This is a genomic window from Streptomyces sp. NPDC111507 (assembly GCF_055638955.1).
The window spans coordinates 898,968-923,592 of record NZ_JBVKBU010000001.1; the positions used below are offsets into that span (position 1 = coordinate 898,968).

Genomic DNA, 24,625 nt, shown 5'->3' on the forward strand with positions numbered 1-24,625 from the left:
CATGTGGTGGGGAGTGGCCGCGGCCCTGCTGGCGAACGTCCTGTACAGCACCGGATTCGTCCTGGAGAAGCGCGCGCTCGCCGCACTGCCCGAGGTCGACATCCGCCGCCCCGCCCGGCTGCTGCGGCTGGTGCTCGGCAGCCCGCTGTGGATCGGCGGCTCGCTGGCGCTGGCCTCCGGTTTCGGCGCCCAGCTCGCCGTCTACCGCACGCTGCCGATCGCCGCCGCCCAGGGCATCTTCGTCTCCGGGCTCGTGCTGCTGGTGCTGCTCTCCGCCCGGCTGCTCGGCGAGGAGACGTCGGGCCGCGAGCGGTACGCGCTCGGTGCGATCCTGCTGGCCCTGCTGATGGTGGTCCTCTCCCTGCGCGAGGGCTCGGACCGGGTCAGCCGCAGTGCCCCCGCGCCGCTGATCCTGACCGTCTGTCTGCCCTCGCTGGCGGCGGGCCTGTGGCTGTACGGGGCCGCCGAGCGCCGCGCGCGGCACCGGCACCGGATGCCGACGACGGGTGTCGAGTACGGCGTGGCGGTGGGCCTGCTGTACGGGGTGAGCTCGCTGGCCATCAAGGGCGTGTCGAGCTATCTGACGACCAGTGACCTCGCGGGGGCGGTGATCGACGTGCTCCGCTCCCCGTACCCCTATCTCCTGCTCTTCACCGGCGCGTTCGGCCTGGTCATGTCCCAGGCGGCGTTGCAGCGCTGCCGGGCCTCGCTGATCGTGCCGGTCTGTACGACGGTGACCAGCCTGTTCACGGCGGTGCTCGGCACGCTCGCGTTCGGCGAGGCGCTGCCGCACGACCCGGTGCGGCTGACACTGCGCCTGGCGGGCACCGCCCTCGCGGTGTCCGTGCTGCTGGTCATGCCCAAGCACGACGCGGCACCCCAACCCCCCATCGTGGCCAAGGAGCTGACGCCACCATGAACCCCGACGACCCGCTGTTGAAGATCCTGGCCTGCCCACTGGACAAAGGCCCACTGCACCTGCTGCCCCTGGGTGACGGCGAGGCGCCGGACTCCGGAGCGGAGCCGAGCGCCGCGGAGGCGCTGTACAACCCGCGCCTGCACCGCCGCTACCCGATCGTCGACGGCATCCCGCAGCTGCTGCCGTCCTCCGGGGAGCAGGTCACGGAGGACGAGCACGAGGAACTCCTCAAGCGGATGGTCCCGTGACGAGGCCGACGAAGTCGACGGGGACGACGAGGCCGACGAGGACCTTGGCCGCCCGGCTCGCCCGCCACCTCCCCACCCGCCTCGTCGCGGCGACCGCCCGGCTGGTCTACCCGCGCTTCGAACCCGAACTGGGCCGCCTCGGGGACCTCTGCCCGCCCGGCTGCGGCACGGCGGTGGACGTGGGCGGCTGGTACGGCCCCTGGACCCACCGCCTTTCGGGCCTGGCCCACCGTGTGGTGACCGTCGAACCGGTCCCCCACCTGGCCGGACTCCTCTGCGCCACCGCCCCCTCCAACGTCCGCGTGATCCGCGCCGCCGCCTCCGACCGTCCGGGCACGGCGCGGCTCTGGTTCCCACCGGACGACGCGGGCGACCGGGGCGTGTCGTCGTTGATACGCCGGGACATCCACGCCCGCGCGGTCGAGGTCCCGTGCGTGACCCTCGACAGCCTGGGCCTCCACGACGTCGACTTCGTCAAGATCGACGTGGACGGCAACGAACTCGCGGTCCTGCGCGGTGCGCAGGCCCTCCTGAGCCGTGACCGCCCGGCCCTCTTCATCGAACTGGAGTCCCGAATCCAGCCCATCGCGCCGGTGGTCGGCCATCTCACCGAGCGCGGCTACACGGGCTGGGTCCTGCCCGCGACCACCTGGCTGCCCCTGGCGTCCTTCCCTCTGGAGGCCCACCAGGCACGCACCTCCCACGTGGCCGCCCAGGGCCTGCTGCGCCGCGTCCTGCCCCCGCGAGGCCCCCGTTACGTCAACTCGGTCCTGTTCCTCCCGGACGGGCGCCGGCCGGGCTCCCTCCCGATGCGCGACCATGGACCCCATGCCCGTCAAGCGACCCGCTAGCCCCTTCACCCCGCTCGACTTCCAACTGGTCCTGCTGCGCCGCATGGCCGACCACAACCCCGACCTCGTCGAGGACGCCCGCCACGAGCTGGGCGTCTCCATCGCCGACATGCGCGAGGCGAACCGCCGCTGGCAGGCGATGCTGCACGCCCCCCGCTCGCGCTCGGCGGTCTCCCGATACCGCTCGATCCTCGGCGCCACGGAGTCGGTCACTCCGCGGCAGATCGGCGACCTGGCCTGCGAGGCCCTGCTCTGGCCCGTCCCCCTCTGGCCCGACCTGCGCTTCGAGGTCCTCGTCGCCCCGAACGGCGTCGCCTGGAACGAGTGGCTGGTCCGCGCCCCGGGTGCCGCAGGTCCCGCACCCCGCACCCTGGACGACCTGCGCCCCTGGTCCTGCACGGTCGACGAGGTCGCCCGCGCCTTCGCCCCCGCCCGCCCCCTGGAGGGCACGGCCCCGACCCGCTGGGGGCTGGCGTTCACGGCCCCGGACGCGTCCGGAGTGCCGCGGGAGTGCGCGGCGGAGTTCACGTGGGGGTTGCTGCAGCGCGTGGCCGTCAGCGCAGAGCGGCCTTGACGACGGCCTCCGCGACCACGGGCACCGACTCCGGGTGCAGCCACAGGAACAGGTTCGGCTCGACGAGCTCCAGCTCCATGACGCACGGGTTCCCGTCGTCGCCGTCGACGAGGTCGACACGGGCGTAGAGCAGCTCCGAACCGTCCGTCCTGCCCGGCACGGCCGCCAACGCGCGCTCCGCGACGGCGAGTTCGGCCGGGGTCGGCTGCCAGGGCTCCAGGCGGGGGTGCGCGACCTTGTCCGCGTCGTAGGCCGTGCCGGGTCGAAGGACGGCGCCCTTGCGGCTGGCGTGCAGCAAGCGGCCGCCGTAGAACTGGAGCGCGCGTTCACCGGCGGTGTCGATGCTGGTCAGATACGGCTGGACCATGGCGGTCAGCCCCCGGCCGTGCATCCGCTCCAGCTGTCGCAGGGCCGTCTCCCGCTCCTCGGGCCGGTACCGGGCGGCGAGCCGCGCACCCGCGCCGGAGGTGGGCTTCACGACGAACTCGCGGTCGTCGGGGAACTCCGCGGGCGCGCCCGGCGCGAGGTACCGGGTCGGCACGGTGGGCACCCCGGCCTCCGCGAGATCGCCGATGTACCGCTTGTCGGTGTTCCACCGCACCACCGCCGGCGGGTTCGCGAGCCGCGTCAGCTTCCCGCACCGCTCGGCCCACGCCACGAACTCCGCCGCCCGCCAGCTGTAGTCCCAGGTGGACCGGATCACCACGAGGTCGAAGGCGGCCCAGTCGATGTCCGGATCGTCCCAGTACCCGATGACGGCCTGCGCCCCGGCGTCCTCCAGAGCCGCCCTCAGCACGGGCAGATCCCGGTCCAGGCTCTCTGTGCCCTCCTCGGGCCGGTAGGTGGCGAGCGCGATACGTGCGCGGGCGGCGGCGGTACGGGCCACGGCGGACTCCATCCTCATCACGGCTGATCCCCGGCGAGGCTAACAACCGCCGAGGGAACTCCGGCAACCCGTTTGACCTTCACCTTCGGTGAAGCCGCAGCATCGGTGGCGGAACGAGGAACGCATGACGGGCACGACACGACCACGGGGTGGGCGCATGGACATGCTGACGATCGGGGCGTTCGCGAAAACGTGCCGGCTGTCGCCGAAGGCGCTGCGGCTCTACGACGAGCTGGGGCTGCTGCGACCCGCCCGGGTCGACCCGGAGACCGGGTACCGGTATTACGCCGTCGCGCAACTGGAGCGGGCACGGCTGGTGGCGTGGCTGCGCCGGATCGGGATGCCGCTCGCCCGGATCCGGCAGGTGTGTGCTCTGGACGACGCGTCCGCCGCCCGGGAGATCCGTGCCTACTGGGCACGGGTCGAGGCCGAGACCGCCGGTCGGCGGGAGCTCGTGACGTTTCTCGTGGATCACCTCTCGTACGCGTCGAGGAAGGACATCACCATGCTCGAACTCCGCTACTCCGCGCTCTCCGACACCGGTCTGGTCCGCCCCGCCAACCAGGACACGGCCCACGCGGGCGCCCGCGTCCTCGCTGTGGCCGACGGCTTCGGCACGGGCGGCGCGCCCGCCAGTACCGCGGCCGTGCGGGCCCTGAAGTCCCTGGACGGCGAACCCCTTCCGGGCGGGAGCGTCCTCGATCTTCTGGAGGACGCGGTGCAGGGTGCCGCGCGGGCCGTCCGGGATGCCGCCCCGGGCAAGGACGACGGCACCACCCTCACCGCCATGGTGTGGACCGGATCCCAGCTCGGGCTGGTCCACATCGGCGACTCACGTGCCTATCTGCTGCGCGACGGCGAGCTGTTCCGGATCACGCACGACCACACCATGGTCCAGTCGATGATCGACGAGGGCCGGCTCACGCCGGAGGAGGCCGTCGTCCATCCCCAACGTGCCCTGCTCCTGAAGGCACTCACCGGCGGCGCCGACTCCGTCGTACCCGATCTGCGGTTGTGCGACGCCCTGCCCGGGGATCGCTACCTGCTCTGCTCGGACGGGCTTTCCACCGTGGTGGCCGACGAGGAGCTCCGGCGGCTGCTGAGCTCGGCCCCGGCTCCCGACGCGGCGGTACGGTCCCTCGTCGCAGCCGCGATCGACGGCGGCGGGCCCGACAACGTGAGCTGTGTGGTGGCGGACGTGGTGGAAATCGACGGGGATCAACGGCTGGGCTGACTCAGGGTGGGGCCGGGCGCGCTGTCCGCCGCGCCGGCCGCGGCCTCGCGTACCGCCCTGATGTCGGCGGGGTGGCGCAGGGCCCGGGACACGGCGTCGATCTCCGCCAGCAGGTTCTCCGTGTCCGGGGTGTTGAGGGATGCGGTGGCGTCGTCCTGGCGGGTGCGCCTCCTGGTCTCGATGGCCTCCTGGACGGTGACGGCGTGGGCGAGGGCCCCCGCCCGGCCGGCCTCGAAGCCGAGGCCGAGGGCGGCGTCGTACGCCTTCCGCCGGAGGTCCTCGTCGATGAACCTGGCCAGGTTCAGCAGCGCGTCCCGGATGAACGTCTCACGGCGCGTCAGGCGCAGTTCGGGGGTGGCACGGAGTCTGAAGGGGACGCGTCCGCCGCCCGTGACGGTCCCCATCAGGCGGTACAGGGGGCGCAGGTGCCAGTGGCCGAGCCGGGTGCGAACACGGCGGTGCAGATACTGGCCGGTGTGCGGAAGGATGAAGCCGACCGCGATCAGGATGGCGGAGAGGCAGGCGACCGGCGGGGCGAGCCCGGTGCTCAGCCAGTCGAGGTCGTGGCCTGTCCAGCGGGCGACGACTGCGCAAAACTTGGAACTGTCGTAGAGCAGGTTCATCACGTAGCCGACGCCGAGGAACTTCAGACCGCCGCGCAGCCATACGTCGAGTCCGCCGGCGCGGATCCAGTTCCAGATCAGCTTGGACGTGATCAGGGCGGCCACGGTGTGCGCGAGCAGGTAGAGCACGATCTCTTCGCGCATGAAGGGGGTGCTGGCGTAGTACGTGTCGAGGTCCCGTAGCCGCTCGACGGGGACGTCGGCGAGCGCGAACAGCACCCACAGCGCGACGATCACGCTCGCGTAGACGGTGACCACCCAGCGGGTGGCGCGGCGGGTGACGCCGGAGCGGTCGGAGATGCCGTTGCGCCATGTGGTGATCAGGAGCAGGCAGGCGCCGCCGAACGCGGTGATGAGGCTGTAGACCAGGGGGGCCGCGATGTTCGGTACGCCGGTGACGCGGTTGGTCCAGGCGATGGTCGACGGTGCCGCGAAGACGAAGACGCCGCAGGCGAGCACGAGCAGGCCGCCGACGGCACGCAGCAGCGGGTCCTTCCACAGCTTGACGATGCTGGGCAGTTTGATCGCCAGCGCGGCGGTGAGGACCGCCGTCGGGATCCAGAAGGAGATGTAGAACCCGGCGAAGAAGCGGGAAGGATTCATCGCCGGTCAGTCCTGGGGGCCGCGGTAGCCGAGGGAGGCCTGGATGGCCTGTCCGACCGGGTCGACGGGGCCCTTCGTACGCGGGCCGGTCACCCAGGGGCGGAAGACGCTGGCGAGGTGCAGGCCGAAGTCCTCCGCCTCGGCCTCGTCGGCCTCGTGCGAGCCGTTGCGGGCGGCGACGGTGAGCGCGATCTCCTGCCAGCCGGGGTCGTCCGACAGCGCGCTGGCGGCGGCCGCACCCGCGTAGTGGTGGGGGGAGTGGGAGTGCCCCGCCATCATGTGCCACAACTCATGGCCGAGTATGACGAGTTGTTGCACGGTCTCGGCGCGTTCCTCGACGATGACGAGGTCGAAGTCGTGGAACTCCATCCACAGCCCGGTGACTTCGATCTCGTCCGGGAACCGCTCGAAGCGGAGCTGGATGGGGCGGTCGTCGCGGCGCCTGCTCATCTCCTGGCAGAGGGCCTCGGCCAACTCCCGTACGTCCACGGGCGCGTCGAGTCGTTTCTTCAGCGCGCGGGTGAGCTCGACGGCGAGGCCGCGCATCTCGGAGTCGGCCCGGCGGGAGAGGAGAACGGCGGCGCGCTTCCACGCGCGACGGAGCGGCCGCATCTTGGGGAAGGGCTTCACCGTTCCGCCTCCTCGCTCTCGCTGCTCAGCAGACCCTCGAGCATGAGCGTGAGCGCTTCCTGCTTGCGGGGGGTCAGCCGTCGGCCCCGCAGGGCGAGCGTGACGACTCCGTGCTTGAGCGTGAACCTGAGCAGCGGTCCGTCCCCGGCTCCGCCGTCCAGCTCGCCGACGACGCGCTGAAGTGCGCCGTTCAGGACGACGGGGGCCGGATCGGTGAAGAATTTCGTGCCCTCCTCGATGCGGAAGAACTCCGCGAGCCGGGTGAGGTCGGGCACGTTCGGCATCTTGTCGCCGTTGAGCAGACTGCGGGCCCACTTGTCACTGATCCCGAGCCGCCCGGCGACGTCCCGGCACACATCGGCGGGCCGCTTCCCGCTCTCGTCGAGATACGCCTCGTACAGCGCGCGGACGCGTCCACGGATGCGGTCGTCGACCTTGTCGTCGAGGGCCCCCGACCCGTCGAGGAGCGCCCGGACCTCTCCCTCGGCCAGAGCCGTTCTTCTCGACAACTCCCCCACGTCGAGGACCTCCCCGCGATCGAGGCCCTTGTCGGCGAGGTGCGCGTCGAGACGCGCGAGTGTCTCGCGAAGAGGAGTCAGCGACGCACTCACCCATGCACTCCCGGCAGTTGACCCGTCAAGTTCTCACGCTGTGGGCCGAGACTACGGGCCCCGACGGGGCCCGCGCCATGCTTTCCGAACGATCGTTCCGAGTTCAAGAACGATCGCTCCCGCGGAGCGGGACAGCCGGAATCGCCCCGGCTAACGGGGCATGAAGCGGCCCGGTTCCCGCGATCTCTCCCGCAGCCGTGACTCCCAGGTGCCGCCTTCCGGCGGGGCGGACATCCCGGTGCGAGCCGAGATCTGCACATTCTCCGACGGGCCGTCCGCAGCGGCACCGAGCCGCGCCCGGTCCACGCCATCGCGGCGGGAAAGCGTAACCAGCCCCGGCCGACCCCGTCGCGGCGATAATGATCTCTTCCATGTCTCTCTCAGGAACGGACGCCCACGCCGCCGCGGACCCCGCCGCCCTTCCCCCGCTCGTCCGACGGGCCCTCGCCGCCGCGCGTCGTCACGGCTTCGCGTACGCGTGCCGTCCGGAGCAGGGTCGTCTGCTGCACGCGTTGGCGGGCGGCGCCCGGGAGCGGATCGGTGAGACGGGTACGGGGTGCGGGGTGGGGCTCGCGTGGCTGGCGTCCGGGGCGCGGGAGGGCGTACGGCTGTTCAGCGTGGAGCGCGACACCGAGCGGGCCCGGGTCGCGGCCGAGGTCTTCGCCGACCGGCCCGAGGTCGAGGTGATCCACGGCGACTGGCGGCGGATCGAGGACCACGGCCCGTACGACCTGCTGGTCCTGGACGGCGGCGGCACCGGCAAGACGCCGGGCGACGACCCGGCCGACCCCGCCCGGCTGCTGACTCCGGGCGGCACGGTGGTGGTCGACGACTTCACCCCGGCCACCGGATGGCCGCCGCTGCACGAAGGCGCCCCCGACCGGGCCCGGCTGCACTGGCTGCGGCATGTCGCCCTGCACACGGTCGAACTCCGCCTCGCCGAGGACCTCGCCACGCTGGTGGGCACGCGGCGACGGCTCGCCCCGGCGGGGTCGAGCCTGTCATCGGAGTGAGCGTGGCGGCGGGTTTCCCTCGTGCTGGTGTAGGAACGGTGGTGACCGTCATCGGCAGCACGTCCTCCAGCAGGTCCCTACGGCAAGGAGTACCCCGCGTGTCCTCCCTCTTTCCCGCCCTGGTCAGCGGTTCGACCGCACGGCGGCCCGCCCTGCGTTTCGGCGACCGGTCACTGACGTACGCGGAGCTCGCCGCCTCGGCGGGTGAGCTGGCCGCGCGGCTCGACGGCCGGGAGAGGGTCGCCGTGTGGGCGACGCCGTCCCTGGAGACCGCCGTCGGGGTCGTCGCCGCGCTGCTCGCCGGGGTGCCCGCCGTGCCGCTCAACCCCAAGTCGGGGGAGGGCGAACTGGGGCACATTCTGGGCGACAGCGCGCCGTCGCTGGTACTGGTCGAGCCGGGCGTCGAACTCCCCTCGCCTGTGAGCGACTTGGAGCGCGTCGACGTCCAGGTGGCAGTCGCCGGTCAGGACACCCGCCCGAGCCCCGGCACCCCCGCACGCCCCGGCACCGAACCGGACGACCCCGCCGCCCCCGCCCTCATCGTCTACACCTCCGGCACCACCGGTCCGCCCAAGGGTGCCGTCATCCCGCGGCGCGCCATCGCCTCGACCCTGGACGCGCTGGCCGACGCCTGGCAGTGGACCGGCGACGACGTGCTCGTGCACGGGCTGCCGCTCTTCCATGTGCACGGGCTGATCCTGGGCGTCCTCGGCCCGCTGCGGCGCGGCGCGGCGGTGCGGCATCTGGGCAGGTTCAGCGCACAGGGCGTGGCGCGCGAGCTGGGCGCGGGCGCGACGATGCTGTTCGGGGTGCCGACGATGTACCACCGGCTCGCCGAGGCGCTGGCCGAGGACACCGAACTGGCCAAGGCGCTCGGCGGGGCGCGGCTGCTCGTGTCCGGCTCCGCCGCGCTGCCGGTGCACGACCACGAGCGGATCACGGCCGCGACCGGACGCCGGGTCGTCGAGCGGTACGGCATGACCGAGACCCTCATGAACACCAGCGTGCGGGTGGACGGGGAATCCCGGCCCGGCACCGTCGGAGTGCCGCTGCCCGGCGTCGGCGTACGGCTCGTCGAGGAGGACGGGACGACGATCGCCTCGTACGACGCCGACGGCACTCCCACCGGTACGCCCGACGGCGAGACCGTCGGGGAGATCCAGGTCCGGGGGCCGAACCTCTTCACCGAGTACCTGAACCGGCCCGACGCGACCGCCGCCGCGTTCACCGAGGACGGCTGGTTCCGCACCGGCGACATGGCGGTCGTGGACCCCGACGGCTCGGTACGCATCGTCGGCCGCAAGGCCACCGACCTGATCAAGAGCGGCGGCTTCAAGATCGGCGCCGGGGAGATCGAGAACGCGCTGCTCGAGCATCCGTCGGTGCGCGAGGCCGCCGTCACCGGTGAGCCCGACGCGGACCTGGGTGAGCGGATCGTGGCCTGGATCGTCCCCGCCGACCCCGGGGACCCGCCCGTCGCGGAGGAGTTGGCCGACCACGTGGCGCGCCGCCTCGCCCCGCACAAACGCCCGCGGACCGTGCGCTTCCTCACGTCGCTCCCGCGCAACGACATGGGCAAGATTCTCAAGCGAGCCCTCCCCGATGCCGTCGCAAAGGCCCCTGAGCATGACTGAGCGTTTCTCCGCCCGCGAGGCCATCGCCCTGACCGGCGACGAGTTCCGTGAACTACCGGTCCCCATGCGGGAGTTCAAGCCGGACGGTCCCTTGTCCTGGCAGGGGTACGACGACTCGCGCCGCCGCGCCCTCGCCCGTACCGGCGAGGACGAGTCCGTCGTCTGCGGCACTGCGGTCATCGGCTCGACCCGCGCCGTGCTGATCGCCTTCGAGTTCGGCTTCCTCGGCGGCTCGCTCGGCGAACGCACCGGCGACCGCGTCGAGGCGGCCTACGCCCACGCCCGTGCGCACCGCCTGCCCGTCGTCTCGCTCGTCGCGACGGGCGGCAGCCGGATGCAGGAGGGCATGCTCGCGCTCACCCAACTCCAGCGCGTAGCACGGCAGTCGGCGCTCGCCCGGGAGGCGGGGCTGCCGCAGATCGCCGTGCTGCGGGATCCGACGACGGGCGGCGGCTGGGCGACGCTGGGTGCGGGCGCCGACGTGACCCTGGCGTTGCCCGGCGCCCAGGTCGGCTTCGCCGGCTCCCGGGTCCGCCCGCCCGACGCCGACCCGGCGGCGTACACGGCCGAGGCCCAGGTGGCGGCAGGCGCGGTGGACGCCGTCGTACGGGGGGAGGAACTACGGGAGACGCTGTCCCTGTGGCTGACCCTGCTGACCGCTCCCGCGACCGGAGGCGAGGGCGAGGCCAAGCCCGAGGCCGGGAGCGAGGCTGAGGACGGGAGCAAGGCCGGGGCCGGGAGCGAGGCCGGGAGCGAGGCCCGAGGCGAGGCCGAGGCCGGGAGCGAGGCCGGGAGCGAGGCTCTGTCCGAGCCCGGAGGCGAGCCCGAGGCCGAGCCCGGAGGCGCGGCCGAGCCCGAGCCCGAGACCGAGGCCCGAGGCGAGGCCAAGTCCGAAACCGAGCCCCGAGGCGTGGCCGAGGCCGGAGGCGAGGGCGAGGCTGTTGCTCCCCCGGCCGCTCTCGGCGCACCCGGCCTCCCCGGCACCGGCTGGGACGCCGTCCGGCATGCCCGCTCCCCCGAACGCCCCCGGGCCGCCGCCTACCTGGACGCCTACTTCTCGCGCCGGGCCGCGATCAGCGGCGACCGCTGCGGCGGCAGCGACGACGGGATGCTGTGCGGGTTCGGTTCCGGACCCGCGGGGCGGACCGTGGCGTACGCCGCCCAGTGCGGGACCGCGACCCGCCCCGCCGGATACCGCACCGCCGCCCGGCTGATCCGGCTCGCCGGCCGGCTCGGCATCCCCGTACTGACGCTGGTGGACACCCCGGGCGCCGCCAACGACGCGGACGCCGAGCGGCAGGGCGCGGGCTCGGCGATCGCGGACCTGTTCGCCGCGGTGGCCACCGCCCGTACGCCCGTCACCACCCTGGTGATCGGAGAGGGCGGCTCGGGCGGCGCGCTCGCGCTGGCCGCGCCCGGCAACACCTGGGCCACGCCGGACAGTTACTTCTCCGTCATCGCGCCGGAGCTCGCGGCCGCGATCCTCAAGCGCCCGGCGAGCGAGGTGCGCGACACTGCGGACCAACTCCGTATCCGGCCGCAGGACTTGGTGGAGCTGGGTGTGATCCGGGGCATCGTGGAGCACGCGGGGCGCTGAGCGCGCCACCCGGGCGGTGACGCCGCGGCGGAGCCGGCTCCCCCCTCCCAAGGGGAGCCGGATCCGCCCGTTCAGCGGGGACCGCGGGCTATCGCACCCCCACGGCCCGGATGACCTCCTGGCTCACCGAGCCGCCCCGGTCGTCCCGTGCGGAGGCCCGCAGGGAGATGAACCGCGCGCCGCGCGGCACGCTCAACGTCCCCTTCCAGGACGCCGCGCCACCACCGCCCGACAGCGGGACCGCCTGCCACGACTTCCCGTCGTCGTAGGACACCTCCAGCTTCCCGCCCCCGATGGTCCCGGTGCCGGACGCGCCCTTCACGTACTCGGCGTGGATCCCCACCGGCACCCGGCCGCCGCCGCGCACCGCGCCCGCGAGGTCGGTGTCGATGTCGTAGCCGAGGTTGATGAGCGGAAGGAACGTCCAGCGGTCCGCGGGCGTGGCCGCCGAGCGGACGGTCCACTCGGAGTGCCCCTGGGTGGACAGCGTCCAGCGGTCGGGGTCGAGCGTGGTGTCCGTGACGACCTTGTAGGTGTGTTCATCGGCGGGCGCGTCCCACACATACGCGCCGGAGCTCTTGCGCCGGTCGACCAGGGTGCCGTCCTGGTACACGGACGTGAACTGGGTCATCCCGGTGTCATCGCTCCACACGTCGCCGAAGCCCGTGTGGTCGGGCCCGGAGTCGCCCCAGCCGGGCGTGTTGAACTGGATCTGGTTGCCCGCGCGCTGCTGTCCCCAGCCGAGCCCGGTGCCGAGCCACGCGTGCCAGACCGGCTTGAACCAGTTCAGCGTCGCGTGCGAGCCCCCGCGGTAGTGGACGAGCCCACTGCGCTCCTCCAGCGCGCCCGCCCCGAGGTTCACGGACTCCATCCATGTCTGTCCGGTGGCGGTGGAGACGTAGTCGGTCCGCCCGGCGGGGTAGTCGATCCGCTCCTGGAAGCCGATCCCGATGGGGAAGGCGTCGGTGACCGAGTAGCGGAACTCGCTGCCGGAGACGGGCTTGACCGCGTGGAACCTGGTGTCCAGCACGGCGAGGTCACGCGCACCCGGTTCGTACGTCAGGTCGCCGCGCGGAATGGCCCCCTCGTGCCCTTCCGAGAGGTCGTAGACGTACGGCGTGTTGCGCGTCCCGGTCATGTCGAGATGTCCGGCAGCCCTCAGCCGTGCCGCGTCCGCGGCGTTCACCGTGGCGATCTGCAGCGGCCGGTCCGCGCCGTCGTCCGTGCCGAACCAGGCGTTGAGCCGCCCGGCCGCGCCGTCGGTGACGAACAGCGCCTTGGCACCCGCGTCCTGGGCCGCCTGGGCGAGGGCGGCGGGCTCGACACCGTCGGCGAGTGTCGCGAGCACGGCCTTGCCGCTCACCCCGGTGAACGGTCCGGTCCCGACGTCCACCAGCGGCAGCTTGCTCCGGCCCTCGATCAGGGTCCCGCCCGGCTGGGCGACGGTCTCACCGACGCCCTTCACCTCCAGCAACGGCTTCCCCAGCCGCCACACGGTCCGGTACTCGAAGGTGCCCTGGGTGACCTTCGAGGTCGGCGCGGCGAAGATGCTGTCGTACTTCACGGGCACCTGGACGGCGCCGAACTGGTCGGAGCCGCCCGCGTTCCGGTCGTACTCCATGAGCAGCTGCCGGGTCTCGGTCCGCCGCTTCACCTCGGCCCGGATCTCCCGGAGCTGCCGTCCGTCGAGGGTGACCTCGCGGTCCCGGTCGAGGGTGATCTCGGGTGCGGCGAGGAAGCCGAGCCCGAGCGAGTCGGCGCCGTGACTGCCGTGCACGTCGAGGAAGGAGGTGAGGCTGTACGTCCCCGGCCTGAGCCGGAGTTTCAGGGTGCCGGAGTCGTCGACCGAGGCCGGGAACGGGTCCACGCCCGCCGCGAGTCGCTGCACCGCGAGGTAGGCGGCGGTCGGTTCGCCCGCGCGGTCCTTGACATGGACGGTGAGCGTGTACCGCTCCTCCTCCTTGACCAGCCCGAACACGGTGTGCGCGACGGGCGTGCCGCCGACGGAGGCGACGATCTGCCCGGAGGTGTCGCCCACGGGCGCCTTCGAGCCGTCGCCCGTCACGGTCGTCGACGCGCTGCCGTGCGCGGGCACGGTGAGCGTGGAGTCGGCGAGGGTGGCCACCCCGTCGGCGGCGCCCCGCACGGCGAGGCTCAACTCGGCTGGGGAGTCCGAGGAGTTGGTGTAGGTCACGGTCTTCGTGACGGGATGGTTCGCCTCGTACGGCCAGCTGTAGAAACCGAGATCGGCGCTGCCCGTGGCAGTGACCTTCGCGTCGATCGCGTCCGGCACACTCACCCGGCCCGAGCCCAGCACATAGGCGGACGCGTCGAGTTGCTTCGACGTCGACATCAGGGCGTCCTTGAGCTGGGCGCCGGTCCAGTCGGGGTGCTTCTCGGCGAGCAGGGCGGCCACACCGGCGACATGCGGCGTCGCCATCGACGTACCGCTCATGGAGGTGTAGTAACCACTGCCGGCGACGAGCTGGGAGCGGGCCGCCAGGATGTCGACGCCGGGTGCGGACAGGTCGGGCTTGAGGGCGTTGTCGCCGTAGCGCGGTCCTGCGCTGGTGAAGTAGGCGGCCTGGTCGGCGGAGTCCACCGCGCCGACGGTCAGCGCGGCGTCGGCGGCGCCGGGCGAACCGATGGAGGAGGGGGCGCCGGTGTTGCCCGCGGCGACGACGAAGAGGGCGCCGGTCTCCTTGGACAGCGTGTTCACCGCCTGCGCCATGGGATCCGTGCCGTCACTCGCCTCGGTCGAGCCGAGGCTCATGGAGATCACCTTGGCGTGCACGTCCCGCGCGGCCCACTCCATGCCCGCGATGATCTGCGAGTCGCTGCCCGAGCCCTGGTCGCTGAGTACCTTGCCGACGGCTAGCGTCGCGTCGGGCGCGACACCCCGCTCCTTGCCGTCGGAGGCGGCACCGCTGCCGCCGACCGTGGACGTCGTGTGTGTACCGTGCCCGTTGCGGTCGGCGACCTCCTGCCCGTCGATGAAGCTCTTGCTGAGGGCCACCCGCCCGGCCAGGTCGGGATGGTCGGCGTCCACCCCCGTGTCGAGCACGGCGACCGTGACGCCCTTCCCGGTGAGCCCTGCCTCCCAGGCCTGTGGCGTACCGATCTGGGCGTTGCTCTCGGCCAGGTCGGCGTGCACGCGCCCGTCGAGCCAGACCTTGTCGACCGTCCCGCCCTGCCGGGTGAGGGACTGCCAGAAGGCGCGCCCCTTGTCGGCGGCGACGGCGGCGCCCCGGATGCTGGGCAGCGCGCGCTTCTGCTCGGCCCCGCGCAAGGTGGCCGCGCGCCCCTTCCCGTACGTCACGATCAGCGGCAGCTCGGCCGTCTTCCCGTCGGTGAGCCCCTGACGTATCAGCTCGCTCACGTCGAACAGCCGCCGGTCGAGGGTGCCCGCCCGCAGATAGGGCAGCGCCTCGTCCGGCACGACGGTCACGGCGCCGTTCGTCACCTGGGTGCGGACGGCCCCCGTGGCCCCCCGTGGCCGCTCGACCGCGACCGTCTTCTTGCCGGCGCCGAGGTCGGTGACGGTCACCTTGTCGCCGGTGACGAGCGTGACGGTGTGGGTGACGGAGGCAGTGCGCGTCGGGGCCGGGGCGGCTGCCTCGGCCGCGCCCGCCCGCCCCAGGGGCAGTACGGCGAGCACGAGCCCGGCGGACAGCAGAGCCGCCCCCCGTCTGACTGGTCCTCTGGTCATGGATGACCTCTCCTCGTCGGCACGTGGTGGCTCCGGTGCTGCGAAGAGTTTCGGGGGGCCGGTGGTGCACGGGAGTTGACGGAACCTGGCGAGAAACTGCCCTGGCGGGTTTCCGCCAGTACACCGGGATCACTCATCCGGACAGGACCGCCCATCCCGCATCCGGACAAGTCCACCCATCCAGCGGCACCCCGCCCGGCCCCCTACGAAAGGCGCCTGGTCCGGCGCCCGTCCACGATGCGAGGAAGGACCGCCACTCGGCGGAGCCCCCACGGCCTGCTCTCGGGAGGACCTGCCATGACCGCCAGTCTCGAGCGCTTGCGCCGCTGCCACTTCGCCGTCGACCTGGGCGCGGCCCGGACCCGGGTGTATGTGAAGGGCGCGGGGCTGGTCGTCGATCAGCCGAGTGTCGCCGCGATCAACACCAAGAACGGCGCCCTGATCGCGGTCGGCGAGTTCGCGGAGAAGATGACGGGCCGTACCCCCGACTACATCCGGGTCATGCGGCCGGTGTCCGGCGGCACGGTCGTCGACATCGAGATGGCCCAGCGCATGCTGCGCCAGTTGCTCGGCGACAAGGTCCGCCGCTCCCTGCGCCGCAAGCCCCGGCTGCGCGCCGCGGCCTGCACCCCGCACGACGCGGATCCGCTGGCGCAGCGCGCCGCGATCGAGACGCTGGTCGGGCTGGGGGCGCGGCGGGTCGAGCTGGTCGACACGCTGATCGCCGCCGCCGTCGGGTGCGGGCTGCCCGTCGAACAGCCGGAAGCCACCATGATCATGGTGTGCGGGGCGGCCGCCACCCAGGTCGCCGTGCTGTCCCTGGGGTCCATCGTGACCGCCGAGCGTATTCCGGTGGGCGGCGAGGCCGTCGACCGCGCGATCGTGCAGCACCTGCGCCACCAGCACGAGCTGATGCTTCCTTCGCAGTCGGTGCGGCCCCTGCAGCTCGCCCTCTCCGGCAATGGGCTCACCCCGCACGGCCCGGCGTCCACGGAGATCCACGGGCGGGACGTGGCGACCGGCCTCGCCCGGTCCGTACAGGTCGACACCGCCGCCGTACGCGATGCCATCCAGACCCCGCTGACCGCCGTACTGGACGGGATCGGGAAGGTGCTGCGGGCCTGCCCGCCCGACCTGGTGGCCGACCTCGCCGACCGCGGCATCATGATGGTCGGCGGCAGCGCGCTGCTGCCGGGCCTCGATCAGATGCTGCGGCAGGCGACGGGCATGCCGGTGCACATCGCCGAGCGTCCCGACGTGTGCGCGGTGCAGGGTCTTGGCTACATGCTGGAGGGCAAGATCGAGCCGCTGATGCTGGACCCGCTGGCGCTCTGACGGCCGGGCCCGGAACAAGTCCCCGGTATGCACGACCTGGTCCCCCGCCTGCCGTCGCTCCTGGAAGCCGTCCTCAGCGTCGGTACCGACCTCGAACTGCGGGCCACGCTCCAGCACATCGTGGACGCCGCCGCCGAGCTCACGGAGGCCCGGTACGCGGCGCTGGAGATGACCGATCCGGGACGGGACGGGCTCAGGGGGATCCGTACGGCGGACCGGCCCGAGCCGCCGGAGCCACCGGAATGGCCGGAGTCGCCGGAACTGGTCGTGCCGATCCACGTCGACGACGAGGTCTTCGGCGACCTGCGCCTCGCCGGGAAGCGCGACGGCCCGTTCACGGACGAGGACGAGCAACTCGTACGGGTCCTGGCGACCCAGGCCGGCATCGCGATCGGCAACGCCCGGCTGTACGAGACGGCACGGCAGCGTGAGCGCTGGATCGAGGGCGCGGCGGCCGTCACCACCGCGCTGCTCAGCGGCGAGAGCGCCGCCGACGCGCTGATGACGGTCGCCGAACGGGCCCGGCGCCTGGCCGAGGCCTCGGCCGGTGTCATCCTCGAGCCCACCGAGAGCGGCGGCATGGAGATCGTCACCGCCTCCACGCTCGACGACCCCGGTGACATCGTCGGCACCGTGATCGAGCCGGGCAGCCCCGTTCTCGAACAACTCCTCGGCGGTGAACCGGTGTTCATCGACGACACGGCGACCGACCCCCGGATGACCACGCACGTACGGCACCGGTTCGGGCCGAGCATGATGCTGCCGCTCCAGGCGGGCGGCCGTCTCCTCGGCACCCTCGCCCTCCCCCGCCGGCGCGGCGGCCGTCCCTACACCGCGGTGGAGCGCCTGCTCGCCACCCAGTTCGCCTCACAGGCCGCGCTGGCGCTGGTGCACGCCGAGGCCCGGCACAGCAGGGAGCGGCTCGCGGTCTACGAGGACCGCGACCGGATCGCCCGCGACCTGCACGACCTCGTCGTCCAGCGGCTGTTCGCGACCGGCATGATGCTGGAGTCCACACAGCGCAGGAGCGCCGGAACGAGCGATGCGGACAGGGCTGTGCACGCGATGCTCGGCCGTGCCGTCGACGAACTCCATTCCACCGTCCAGGAGGTCCGCACGGCGATCTTCGCGCTCCAGCAGCCGCCGGCCGACGCCCCCACCACCTTCCGCGGCAAGGTCCTGCGCGAGGCGGCGGGCGCGGGCGCGGTGCTGGGTTTCCGGCCGTCCACCCGGTTCACCGGCGCGGTGGACAACCTTCTCGCGGAGCCCGTCGCCGGCCGGCTGCTCACCGCACTGCGCCGCGCCCTGGCCGCCGCCTCCCGCCGCGCCGGTGTCTCCCGCGTCGAGATCACGGTCGACGTGACGGCGAACCTCCCCGACGGACGCCCCGGGGTCCGCCTGACGGTCTTCGACGACAGCGGCGCGGGTACGACGGTCACCTGGCAGTCGCCCCTGTGAGCCGCGTCCACCAGCCACTTGACGTCCCCTCAGGGCCTCCGTAGCGTCGCAGCCCGTACGCCCACATGACCAATATTCACATCCGAGGACGGGATGGCCATGACTCAGCGACGTGTGGTGGTGTCAGGCGGCGGTACCGGGATCGGCCTGGCGACGGCGGAGGCGTTCGCCGCGGACGGGGACCGGGTGGTGCTCCTCGGCCGCCGCGAGGACGTGTTGCGCAAGGCTGCCGACACCTTGAACGGTCAGTACGGCGAGTCGACGGCGAGCTGGTGCGCGGCGGACCTCGCCGACCCCGAACAGGTGGGCAGGGCAAGGGATTTCATCACGGCGGACGAGACCCCGGTGGACGTGCTGGTGGCCAACGCGGGCGGCAACGTGGCCCGTGAGCCCGACGGCACGCTCGCCTCCCTCGCGGACAGCTACCGCGACAACTTCGACGCCAATGTGCTGACCGCGGTGCTGCTCACCGAGGCCCTGCTCCCCCACATGCGTCGCCCCGGTGGCCGTATCGTGCAGCTCTCCTCCATCGCCTCGCTGCGCGGGCCCGGCTCGTACGGCGGCTCCAAGGCCTGGGTCAACACGTACACCTACGCCCTCGCGCAGCGCGTCGGCCCCGAGGGCATCACCGTGAACGCGGTCGCCCCTGGTTTCGTCGGCGACACGGAGTTCTTCGGCGCCCGCGCGACACCGGAGTTCATCGCCTCCCGGGTCGGCCAGACCCTGACCGGCAAGCCGGGTCACCCTTCCGAGATCGCCGCCGCCGTCCGGTACGTGGCGTCACCGGAGGCGGCGTACCTGACGGGGCAGTTGCTGCACATCAACGGGGGTGCGGCGCTGGGCCGTTAGAGCCTGTCTGCTGGATCAGGCCCCGGACGCCTGGACGGGCGGGCGCGGCGTCACGGTCACCTCCGGGATGGTGCCGCCGCAGCGCAGTACGACGTCGAGGACACGGAGGAACTCCGCCACGTCGAGCAGGGAACCCGTCAGATAGCCGCGCTGCCGCCAGACCGGGTAGACCTGGGCCGCGTACTCCCGGTCCCAGCCGTCGCTGAACCCGGTCCTGGAGTCCCCTTCCCCGCCCGCGCAGTCCCCGACCACGAACCGGGTGAAGCCCACGCTCGGGTGTTCGACGCGGAAGGCCTCGACGAGCTTCTCCAGGGCCGCCTTGCTCACGTGATAGGCCGCGAACCCCGGCCAGGACGGCGTGAGCGAGCCGCCGATGGAGGACAGGTAGGCGGCGACGCCGCCCGACTTCGTCAGATGCGGGAGCGCGGCGCTCGTGACCAGCGCCGCGCCGATCACATTGGTGTCCATGGCGTGGCGCCAGGCGTCGGCGTCGAGCTTCTCGACCGGGGCGAGGGGGCCGATGCCGGTGGCGTAGACGAGCGCGTCGATGCCGCCCATCCCGGCGGCAGCCTCCTCGACCGCCGCCCGGCAGGACGACTCGTCGGTCACGTCACAGGCGACGGCGAGCGCGTCCGGGCCCGCCTCCTTCGCCGCGTCGACCAGCCGGTCGCGCCGGCGTGCCAGCAGGGCGACCCGGTCGCCGCGGCGCCCGAGATCGACCCCGATGCAGCGACCCAGTCCACTCGACGCCCCGACCACGACAGCCTTCATGCCAGAACCCCATTCTCAGTATCCGACAATCCCCTTCCGCCGCTTCTATCACGAGTCGAGGCCGATGGGCAGACCCCCTGCAACGCCTCTGTGCATACTCACGCGCGCACGCCGACGCCCAACACGCACACGCCGACGCCTACACACTCATGGCTACGCCCACACGCTCATGGCTACGCGCTCGCGCGCAGATACCCCGAGTTCGCCACCTGCCCGAGGAACGTCAGCCGGGTGTCGGTGGCCATGTGCTTGTCGAAGGCCTCCTTGATGCCGGGCCACTTGGGGTGCCCGAAGTCGTCGAGTACGACGATCCCGCCGGGCGCGACGATCTGCTCGGCCCACTCCAGGTCCGCGGCGACACCCGAGGCGGAGTGGTCACCGTCGACGATGATCACCCCGTAGGAACGGTCGGAGACCAGGGCGCGCACCTCGGGGTCCTCGGAGAAGCCCTGCTGGACGCGGGCCGCGGCACCGGCCGCGCCGACCAGGGCCAGATTGGCGCGCACCGCGGCGCCGCGCACGGGAGTGCCCGTCGGGTCGGCCCCCTCGGTGGTGCCGGGCTGCAACTGGAGGCCCGCGAGCGGGTCCACGATCGTCAGACGCGGGTCGCGTCCCGCGCGCTCCATCATCCGGATCAGGGCCGCGCCGAACATCCCGTACAGGGTGCCGATCTCGAGGATCTCGTCGTTCGGCGGGTCGAGCAGCGGGACGGCGGAGAGCTTGCCGCAGATGTTCATGGTGCCGCCGGCGATTCGGCCGACCCCGAGCGCCTCCAGAGCGATGAGCAGCCGGAACGCCTGGGAGATGTTCCGCTCCGCCCCGCTCTTGTCTCCGCTCACCTGCGCCAACTCCTCGATGGCACGGTCGAGATGGATCTGGGCCGGCATGCGCGACACGCCGCGCCCCGTCCCGTCGATCAGCAGTTCGAGGGGACGCTGACGATTGCGCAGTGTCGCCAGCTCGCGCTGGAGCCCGCCTTCGGATCCGTCCCCGATGGAACGGCGGATCTGGCGTTCGATGCGCTGATCGATGAGGTCGGCGATCGGACGCAGGGCGCGCCTGGCGGCCTTGGTGGTGAGGAACGCTCGCATGGCTCTTTGACCCTCGCAGGTATAGGAGAAGTGCTGCGTACACGGGGGGACAGAAGGTGTGCACACCCTGATGACGACCGGGCTGCGCAGTGGGGACCCAACGCCCAAAGGACGGTAAAGCGTAAACGTCCCACAGATAAATCACAGCGAACACCGGCCTCCCAAAAGGGAACGTGTGAATGATGCTTGGACCACGGGAGGGTTACGTGCGCCGATATGTGACGCGCCGCCAGCTGAATGACGGGTCAGGAGGGAGCGGGGGTCACGGAGCGGGGTCGGGCCGCGACACCCCGCGCCCGGTGGATCTTCCTCGTACCGTGGAGCTCTCTCCCGTCGTCCACCGCCGTCTCATCCATCTCCCCCCGCCATTTGCCTCCCCCTCATCCATCTCCCCCGTCACCCGTCTCCCCCATCCGTCTCCCCCGGCACCTGCCTCTCCCCCATTCGTCTCCCCCGACTCCACGAGGACCGCTCATGACGACCGTGACACTCCTGCACCCCGGCGCCATGGGCGCGATGGTCGGCGCCCAGGCACACCGCGCCGGGACCCGGGTGCTCCACGTCCCCACCGGCCGTGGTTCCGCCAGCGTCGAACGGGCCGGGAAGGCCGGCCTGGAGGCGGCCGCATCACTCGGGTCCGCCCTGGCCGTCAGCGACCTGGTCCTGTCGATCTGCCCACCGCACGCGGCGGAGGACGTCGCACGCGAGGTCCTCGAATACGCCTTCACCGGTGTCTACGTGGAGGCGAACGCCATCAGCCCCGACCGGGCCCTCCGTATCGACGCAGCCTGCCGCGAACGCGGCGTCGTCATGGTCGACGGCTCGATCATCGGCGCTCCCCCCGGAGCGGACAGCACCCCGCGGCTCTACCTGAGCGGCGAACAGGAGGCCGTCGGCCGGGTGGCCGCGGTGTTCGCGGGCACCGCCGTGCTCGCCAGACCGCTCGACGCCGGGGTCGGCGCCGCGTCGGCGCTGAAGATGGCCTTCGCCTCCTTCCAGAAGTCCGCCCGCGCCCTGGCCGCCGTCTCGCACGCGCTCGCCACGCGTCACGGTGTGGATGCCGAACTGACCCTGGAGGCCGAGTCGATCACCTCCAGGATTCTCGCCGAAGTGGAGTACCTGCCCAGCGTCGCGGCCCGCGCCTGGCGTTGGGCCCCCGAGATGGAGGAGATCGCCGCCACCCTCCGCTCCACCGGCCTCCCGCCCGACCTGGCCGAGGCCAGCGCCACGGTTCTGCGTCACTGGACCGCCGACAAGGACCGCTTCGACCTCCCCCTGGAGAAGGTCCTCGCCCACCTCCACACACCGGATGACCAGGACTGACGTCCCGTTCCGTCACTTCACCGCCTCTCAGCCCTCTCTCACCCCGCTCGCCCCGGCGCCGGGAATCCACCACAGGAGCCCACCGACGTCACGTGCGGGAAACCTTGACGATCACTGTCCCGAGTGCCACGATTCCGGCGCCGCCATGTTTACGTAAACATCGCCACCGACCCAGCCCCGGCCATGAGTTCAGGCCTCGCCGCGCCGGCCGATGTTTACGTAAACATAGCGTTCCGGTCGGTGGATCAGGGAGGAGCGGACGGATGGGCTCAGCGCCGCGGGCGAGGGTGCACGGCGCCCGGTGGCCGTCGAAGCCGAGACGGCACGAGAACCGCGCCTCGCACCTGCCTTGAGTACACCGAGGCCCACCCGCGCGGGCGACAGGACAGCCCCGCACACCCTCCCCCACACCGGTGGAGCACCACCGGTGCAGAGCCACCGATGCAGCGCCACTGATGAAGCACCGCCGATACAGCACCGGTCGTCACCGGGCCCATGACGGCGAGCCGACGCACCCCGCGTCCCGTCCGGCCCGGCGAACCTTCCGACGGCCACCCAGCCCCGCGCAGGCTCCGCCGGGCGCTGAGCCGCAGTCACCTGAAAGGGCAAGTCGATGCGCACTACCCCCGCCAGAACCCGCCTCTCGCCCCGCCTGCGCGCCGCCTTCGTGGCGCTCCTGATCGCCGGCACCAGCGGCACCGCAGTCGCCGCGACCAGCGGCACGGCCGTCGCCGGCGGCCCCGCCCACGCCGCGCCGGGCAAGGACACGGCCCAGTTCAAGGGCGTGAACTGGGCCGACCCGCGTGACAACTTCGCCGACGACCCGGTCGTACTGTCCGGCCTGTCGACCTCCGACAGCTACGCCCGGACCTACGCCAAGGCCAGCCGGATCATCTCGGCGTTCCGCGCGAACCTCGGCGCCAACACCGTCCGGCTGCCCATCAACCCGTACACGGTCAACGGCTCGTACTGGAAATCCTACCGTGGGGTCATCGACGCCGCGTCGGACAAGGGCTTCAAGGTCATCGTCTCCTACTGGGAGGGCACGGGCGCCCGCAAGGACGGCTTCATCGACGACCCCGCCACCTTCTGGCCCATGTGGAACACGGTGGTCAAGACCTACAAGAACGACAAGCAGGTCTACTTCGAGCCGATGAACGAGCCCCACGGCTACACCGACACCGAGTGGGCCGACATCGCGGCGAAGTGGCTGGCCACCTACCCCTCCGTCCCGCGCGACCGGGTGTTCGTCAGCGGCGCCGGCTACAACGACCACGTCACGTCCGTCTGCGCCGACCCGCGCCTGAAGGGCACCTACCTCTCCCTGCACCACTACGGCTTCTGGAAGGACTACGCCACCTACGACCAGTGGGTGTCCGACCTCAAGGAGCGCATCGGTGACTGCGCGGGCCGTACCGTCGCCGACGAGTTCGGCGCCCCGATGACCACCGGCCTCGACTACAACAAGCCGGACGCCTCCAACAACTACGTCAACTACGTCCAGGCCGTCACCGACACCTTCCGCCAGCTGAAGATGGGCTCCGTCTACTGGCCCGGCCTGCGCACCGACGACACGTACTCCCTGCAGACCCTGACGGGTGACCCCGCCCGCCCGTGGCTCGCCACCACCAACCAGTCCGGCGCCGACCGCCTCGCCTGGGCCTGGGGCCGCGGGAAGCCCGTCCAGAACTGACGTCATACCAGGGAACGGCGATTCCCCGGCCGTTCCCCCGGACGGGTGCAAAGAACGCGCACCGCACGACCGCGGCCCCCGGATCAGTTCCGGGGGTCGCGACCTCGTTGCCGGCACCCCACGAACGCGGCGGGCGGGACTCGAACCCACGGCCGCCGGACGACGAGTCGTGCGGGGATCTCGGCGCGAGAGCGGAACCTCACCCCCGGACGGGGGCGGGGAGGGCCGCGGGTGGCTCAGGGCGACTCGGTCGTCGCCCCGGCGGACGGTGCGGCGAGCTCCTTGAGGTGCCGGCGCCACGCCGCCGTCACGCTCGGCGGGGTCTTCGTGGTCAGGCCCTCCTTCTTGGTGAAGGCCAGCCCCCGGCCGTAGGCACCGCCGCCGCAGCCGTCGGACTGGCGGATGAGCTTCACGTCGGTGGACGCGTCGATCTCAGGGCTGGTGCTCCCCTTCGGGGTGACCCGGAAGCGCACCGTGCCGCCGTCCGGGTCCACGTCGTCCGGGAGCCCGAGATGCACGCGCGTGACGTCCTCCTGCCGCAGCTCACCCTTCGCGCACGTGCCCCGCGCACACAACTCGTAGGAGGCGCCGACGAGATCGCCGTATCCCTCCCGCAGGAACATCACGCCCACCTCTGACGTGACACCGACCCGGGCGCACGGCTGCGACGACGTGCAGGCGGACACGGTCGTAAGCAGGGCGGACACGCCGACGAGTACGCGCAGTCGAATCATCCGGCTCACCATTTCTCGACTCCGCCGGGAAGCGCCTTATCCACTGTTGCCCCAGCTGTCACGACACACGGCACCTGTCTGCGACACCGGCGCTACTGGGCGAGGCGCGGAATCCACCGTCGTGGCCGTACCGCGGCCCAGGAAGAAAGAGCCCGAACGGGACGCGCAGTCCCGGCCGGAGGACCTGGACGCGGCCACCGAGGCAGACTCCGAAGCCGAGGACGATGGTCCGGACGAGG

At 72.2% G+C, this 24,625-nt stretch carries 21 protein-coding genes; 13 read left to right on the top strand and 8 right to left on the bottom strand.

Annotated features, from left to right (window positions below):
* Positions 1-13 precede the first annotated feature (13 nt).
* From ACZ7M2_RS04050 to ACZ7M2_RS04065, 4 genes are read left to right on the top strand one after another with little or no spacing between them, the layout of a single operon-like run.
* Positions 14-919, top strand: a complete 906-nt coding sequence (locus ACZ7M2_RS04050; RefSeq protein WP_054233622.1) for a hypothetical protein — start codon at positions 14-16, stop codon at positions 917-919.
* On the top strand, positions 916-1,167 hold the full coding sequence (locus tag ACZ7M2_RS04055) for a Trm112 family protein (protein WP_471594026.1): 252 nt from the start codon (positions 916-918) through the stop codon (positions 1,165-1,167). The genes ACZ7M2_RS04050 and ACZ7M2_RS04055 overlap by 4 nt, the downstream gene beginning before the upstream one ends.
* Positions 1,164-2,018, top strand: coding sequence for an FkbM family methyltransferase (locus tag ACZ7M2_RS04060; protein WP_471594027.1), 855 nt, complete (start codon positions 1,164-1,166; stop codon positions 2,016-2,018). Before ACZ7M2_RS04055 ends, ACZ7M2_RS04060 begins: the two co-directional genes overlap by 4 nt.
* On the top strand, positions 1,987-2,592 hold the full coding sequence (locus ACZ7M2_RS04065; protein ID WP_471594028.1) for a hypothetical protein: 606 nt from the start codon (positions 1,987-1,989) through the stop codon (positions 2,590-2,592). Before ACZ7M2_RS04060 ends, ACZ7M2_RS04065 begins: the two co-directional genes overlap by 32 nt.
* On the opposite strand, the gene ACZ7M2_RS04070 is transcribed toward ACZ7M2_RS04065, so the two are convergent.
* On the bottom strand, positions 2,573-3,490 hold the full coding sequence (locus ACZ7M2_RS04070) for an ATP-grasp domain-containing protein (RefSeq protein WP_471594516.1): 918 nt from the start codon (positions 3,488-3,490) through the stop codon (positions 2,573-2,575). The two genes, ACZ7M2_RS04065 and ACZ7M2_RS04070, sit on opposite strands and share 20 nt — an antisense overlap.
* A 145-nt stretch (positions 3,491-3,635) precedes the next feature.
* Between ACZ7M2_RS04070 and ACZ7M2_RS04075 the strand changes: the two genes are divergently transcribed.
* Complete coding sequence (locus ACZ7M2_RS04075) at positions 3,636-4,712, top strand: MerR family transcriptional regulator (RefSeq protein WP_471594029.1); 1,077 nt, start codon at positions 3,636-3,638, stop codon at positions 4,710-4,712.
* Here the strand turns inward: ACZ7M2_RS04075 and ACZ7M2_RS04080 are convergent.
* Genes ACZ7M2_RS04080 through ACZ7M2_RS04090 form a run of 3 tightly spaced genes read right to left on the bottom strand, consistent with a single transcriptional unit; the run spans position 4,697 to position 7,179 of the window.
* Entirely contained in the window at positions 4,697-5,938 is a 1,242-nt protein-coding gene (locus ACZ7M2_RS04080) for an MAB_1171c family putative transporter (protein WP_471594030.1), read from the bottom strand. The genes ACZ7M2_RS04075 and ACZ7M2_RS04080 overlap by 16 nt on opposite strands.
* A 6-nt stretch (positions 5,939-5,944) precedes the next feature.
* Complete coding sequence (locus tag ACZ7M2_RS04085; protein ID WP_471594517.1) at positions 5,945-6,550, bottom strand: toxin-antitoxin system, toxin component family protein; 606 nt, start codon at positions 6,548-6,550, stop codon at positions 5,945-5,947.
* A 14-nt stretch (positions 6,551-6,564) separates the two neighbouring features.
* A complete protein-coding gene (locus ACZ7M2_RS04090; RefSeq protein WP_471594031.1) occupies positions 6,565-7,179 on the bottom strand; it encodes a transcriptional regulator in 615 nt (204 codons plus the stop codon).
* Between the two features lie 371 nt (positions 7,180-7,550).
* Between ACZ7M2_RS04090 and ACZ7M2_RS04095 the strand changes: the two genes are divergently transcribed.
* The 3 genes from ACZ7M2_RS04095 (at position 7,551) to ACZ7M2_RS04105 (ending at position 11,423) form a co-directional block, all read left to right on the top strand.
* Entirely contained in the window at positions 7,551-8,192 is a 642-nt protein-coding gene (locus tag ACZ7M2_RS04095) for an O-methyltransferase (protein ID WP_471594032.1), read from the top strand.
* A 98-nt stretch (positions 8,193-8,290) separates the two neighbouring features.
* Entirely contained in the window at positions 8,291-9,826 is a 1,536-nt protein-coding gene (locus tag ACZ7M2_RS04100; RefSeq protein ID WP_471594033.1) for an acyl-CoA synthetase, read from the top strand.
* A complete protein-coding gene (locus ACZ7M2_RS04105; RefSeq protein WP_471594034.1) occupies positions 9,819-11,423 on the top strand; it encodes a carboxyl transferase domain-containing protein in 1,605 nt (534 codons plus the stop codon). The genes ACZ7M2_RS04100 and ACZ7M2_RS04105 overlap by 8 nt, the downstream gene beginning before the upstream one ends.
* An 88-nt stretch (positions 11,424-11,511) precedes the next feature.
* Here the strand turns inward: ACZ7M2_RS04105 and ACZ7M2_RS04110 are convergent, their stop codons facing one another.
* The gene (locus ACZ7M2_RS04110; protein WP_471594035.1) at positions 11,512-15,132 is read right to left on the bottom strand and encodes a S8 family serine peptidase; all 3,621 of its coding nucleotides are present in this window, start codon (positions 15,130-15,132) and stop codon (positions 11,512-11,514) included.
* 297 nt (positions 15,133-15,429) lie between these two features.
* Here ACZ7M2_RS04110 and ACZ7M2_RS04115 point away from each other — a divergent pair, with 297 nt between their 5' ends.
* From ACZ7M2_RS04115 to ACZ7M2_RS04125, 3 genes are all read left to right on the top strand, one after another.
* Complete coding sequence (locus tag ACZ7M2_RS04115; protein ID WP_471594036.1) at positions 15,430-16,467, top strand: rod shape-determining protein; 1,038 nt, start codon at positions 15,430-15,432, stop codon at positions 16,465-16,467.
* A 27-nt stretch (positions 16,468-16,494) separates the two neighbouring features.
* Positions 16,495-17,925 (top strand): GAF domain-containing protein, encoded by a 1,431-nt coding sequence (locus tag ACZ7M2_RS04120; protein WP_471594037.1) that lies wholly within the window; start codon positions 16,495-16,497, stop codon positions 17,923-17,925.
* Between the two features lie 99 nt (positions 17,926-18,024).
* A complete protein-coding gene (locus tag ACZ7M2_RS04125; RefSeq protein ID WP_352046046.1) occupies positions 18,025-18,774 on the top strand; it encodes an SDR family NAD(P)-dependent oxidoreductase in 750 nt (249 codons plus the stop codon).
* A gap of 15 nt (positions 18,775-18,789) precedes the next feature.
* Here the strand turns inward: ACZ7M2_RS04125 and ACZ7M2_RS04130 are convergent, their stop codons facing one another.
* Complete coding sequence (locus tag ACZ7M2_RS04130; protein WP_471594038.1) at positions 18,790-19,545, bottom strand: SDR family oxidoreductase; 756 nt, start codon at positions 19,543-19,545, stop codon at positions 18,790-18,792.
* A gap of 173 nt (positions 19,546-19,718) precedes the next feature.
* Positions 19,719-20,636: a class I SAM-dependent methyltransferase gene (locus tag ACZ7M2_RS04135; RefSeq protein ID WP_352046048.1), complete on the bottom strand. Its 918-nt coding sequence runs from the start codon at positions 20,634-20,636 to the stop codon at positions 19,719-19,721.
* Between the two features lie 474 nt (positions 20,637-21,110).
* Between ACZ7M2_RS04135 and ACZ7M2_RS04140 the strand changes: the two genes are divergently transcribed.
* The gene (locus ACZ7M2_RS04140; protein ID WP_471594039.1) at positions 21,111-21,959 is read left to right on the top strand and encodes an NAD(P)-dependent oxidoreductase; all 849 of its coding nucleotides are present in this window, start codon (positions 21,111-21,113) and stop codon (positions 21,957-21,959) included.
* A gap of 613 nt (positions 21,960-22,572) precedes the next feature.
* On the top strand, positions 22,573-23,652 hold the full coding sequence (locus ACZ7M2_RS04145) for a glycoside hydrolase family 5 protein (RefSeq protein ID WP_471594040.1): 1,080 nt from the start codon (positions 22,573-22,575) through the stop codon (positions 23,650-23,652).
* A 236-nt stretch (positions 23,653-23,888) separates the two neighbouring features.
* Here the strand turns inward: ACZ7M2_RS04145 and ACZ7M2_RS04150 are convergent, their stop codons facing one another.
* A complete protein-coding gene (locus tag ACZ7M2_RS04150; protein ID WP_471594041.1) occupies positions 23,889-24,386 on the bottom strand; it encodes a hypothetical protein in 498 nt (165 codons plus the stop codon).
* Between the last annotated feature and the right edge of the window lie 239 nt (positions 24,387-24,625).

Bases quoted from the DNA above. Each gene is read 5' to 3' on its own strand.
- ACZ7M2_RS04055 (WP_471594026.1), top strand. From the start codon at position 916: ATGAACCCCGACGACCCGCTGTTGAAGATCCTGGCCTGCCCACTGGAC.
- ACZ7M2_RS04065 (WP_471594028.1), top strand. From the start codon at position 1,987: ATGGACCCCATGCCCGTCAAGCGACCCGCTAGCCCCTTCACCCCGCTC.
- ACZ7M2_RS04070 (WP_471594516.1), bottom strand. From the start codon at position 3,490: ATGGAGTCCGCCGTGGCCCGTACCGCCGCCGCCCGCGCACGTATCGCG.
- ACZ7M2_RS04075 (WP_471594029.1), top strand. From the start codon at position 3,636: ATGGACATGCTGACGATCGGGGCGTTCGCGAAAACGTGCCGGCTGTCG.
- ACZ7M2_RS04080 (WP_471594030.1), bottom strand. From the start codon at position 5,938: ATGAATCCTTCCCGCTTCTTCGCCGGGTTCTACATCTCCTTCTGGATC.
- ACZ7M2_RS04085 (WP_471594517.1), bottom strand. From the start codon at position 6,550: ATGCGGCCGCTCCGTCGCGCGTGGAAGCGCGCCGCCGTTCTCCTCTCC.
- ACZ7M2_RS04095 (WP_471594032.1), top strand. From the start codon at position 7,551: ATGTCTCTCTCAGGAACGGACGCCCACGCCGCCGCGGACCCCGCCGCC.
- ACZ7M2_RS04105 (WP_471594034.1), top strand. From the start codon at position 9,819: ATGACTGAGCGTTTCTCCGCCCGCGAGGCCATCGCCCTGACCGGCGAC.
- ACZ7M2_RS04110 (WP_471594035.1), bottom strand. From the start codon at position 15,132: ATGACCAGAGGACCAGTCAGACGGGGGGCGGCTCTGCTGTCCGCCGGG.
- ACZ7M2_RS04115 (WP_471594036.1), top strand. From the start codon at position 15,430: ATGACCGCCAGTCTCGAGCGCTTGCGCCGCTGCCACTTCGCCGTCGAC.
- ACZ7M2_RS04120 (WP_471594037.1), top strand. From the start codon at position 16,495: ATGCACGACCTGGTCCCCCGCCTGCCGTCGCTCCTGGAAGCCGTCCTC.
- ACZ7M2_RS04125 (WP_352046046.1), top strand. From the start codon at position 18,025: ATGACTCAGCGACGTGTGGTGGTGTCAGGCGGCGGTACCGGGATCGGC.
- ACZ7M2_RS04130 (WP_471594038.1), bottom strand. From the start codon at position 19,545: ATGAAGGCTGTCGTGGTCGGGGCGTCGAGTGGACTGGGTCGCTGCATC.
- ACZ7M2_RS04135 (WP_352046048.1), bottom strand. From the start codon at position 20,636: ATGCGAGCGTTCCTCACCACCAAGGCCGCCAGGCGCGCCCTGCGTCCG.
- ACZ7M2_RS04140 (WP_471594039.1), top strand. From the start codon at position 21,111: ATGACGACCGTGACACTCCTGCACCCCGGCGCCATGGGCGCGATGGTC.
- ACZ7M2_RS04145 (WP_471594040.1), top strand. From the start codon at position 22,573: ATGCGCACTACCCCCGCCAGAACCCGCCTCTCGCCCCGCCTGCGCGCC.
- ACZ7M2_RS04150 (WP_471594041.1), bottom strand. From the start codon at position 24,386: ATGATTCGACTGCGCGTACTCGTCGGCGTGTCCGCCCTGCTTACGACC.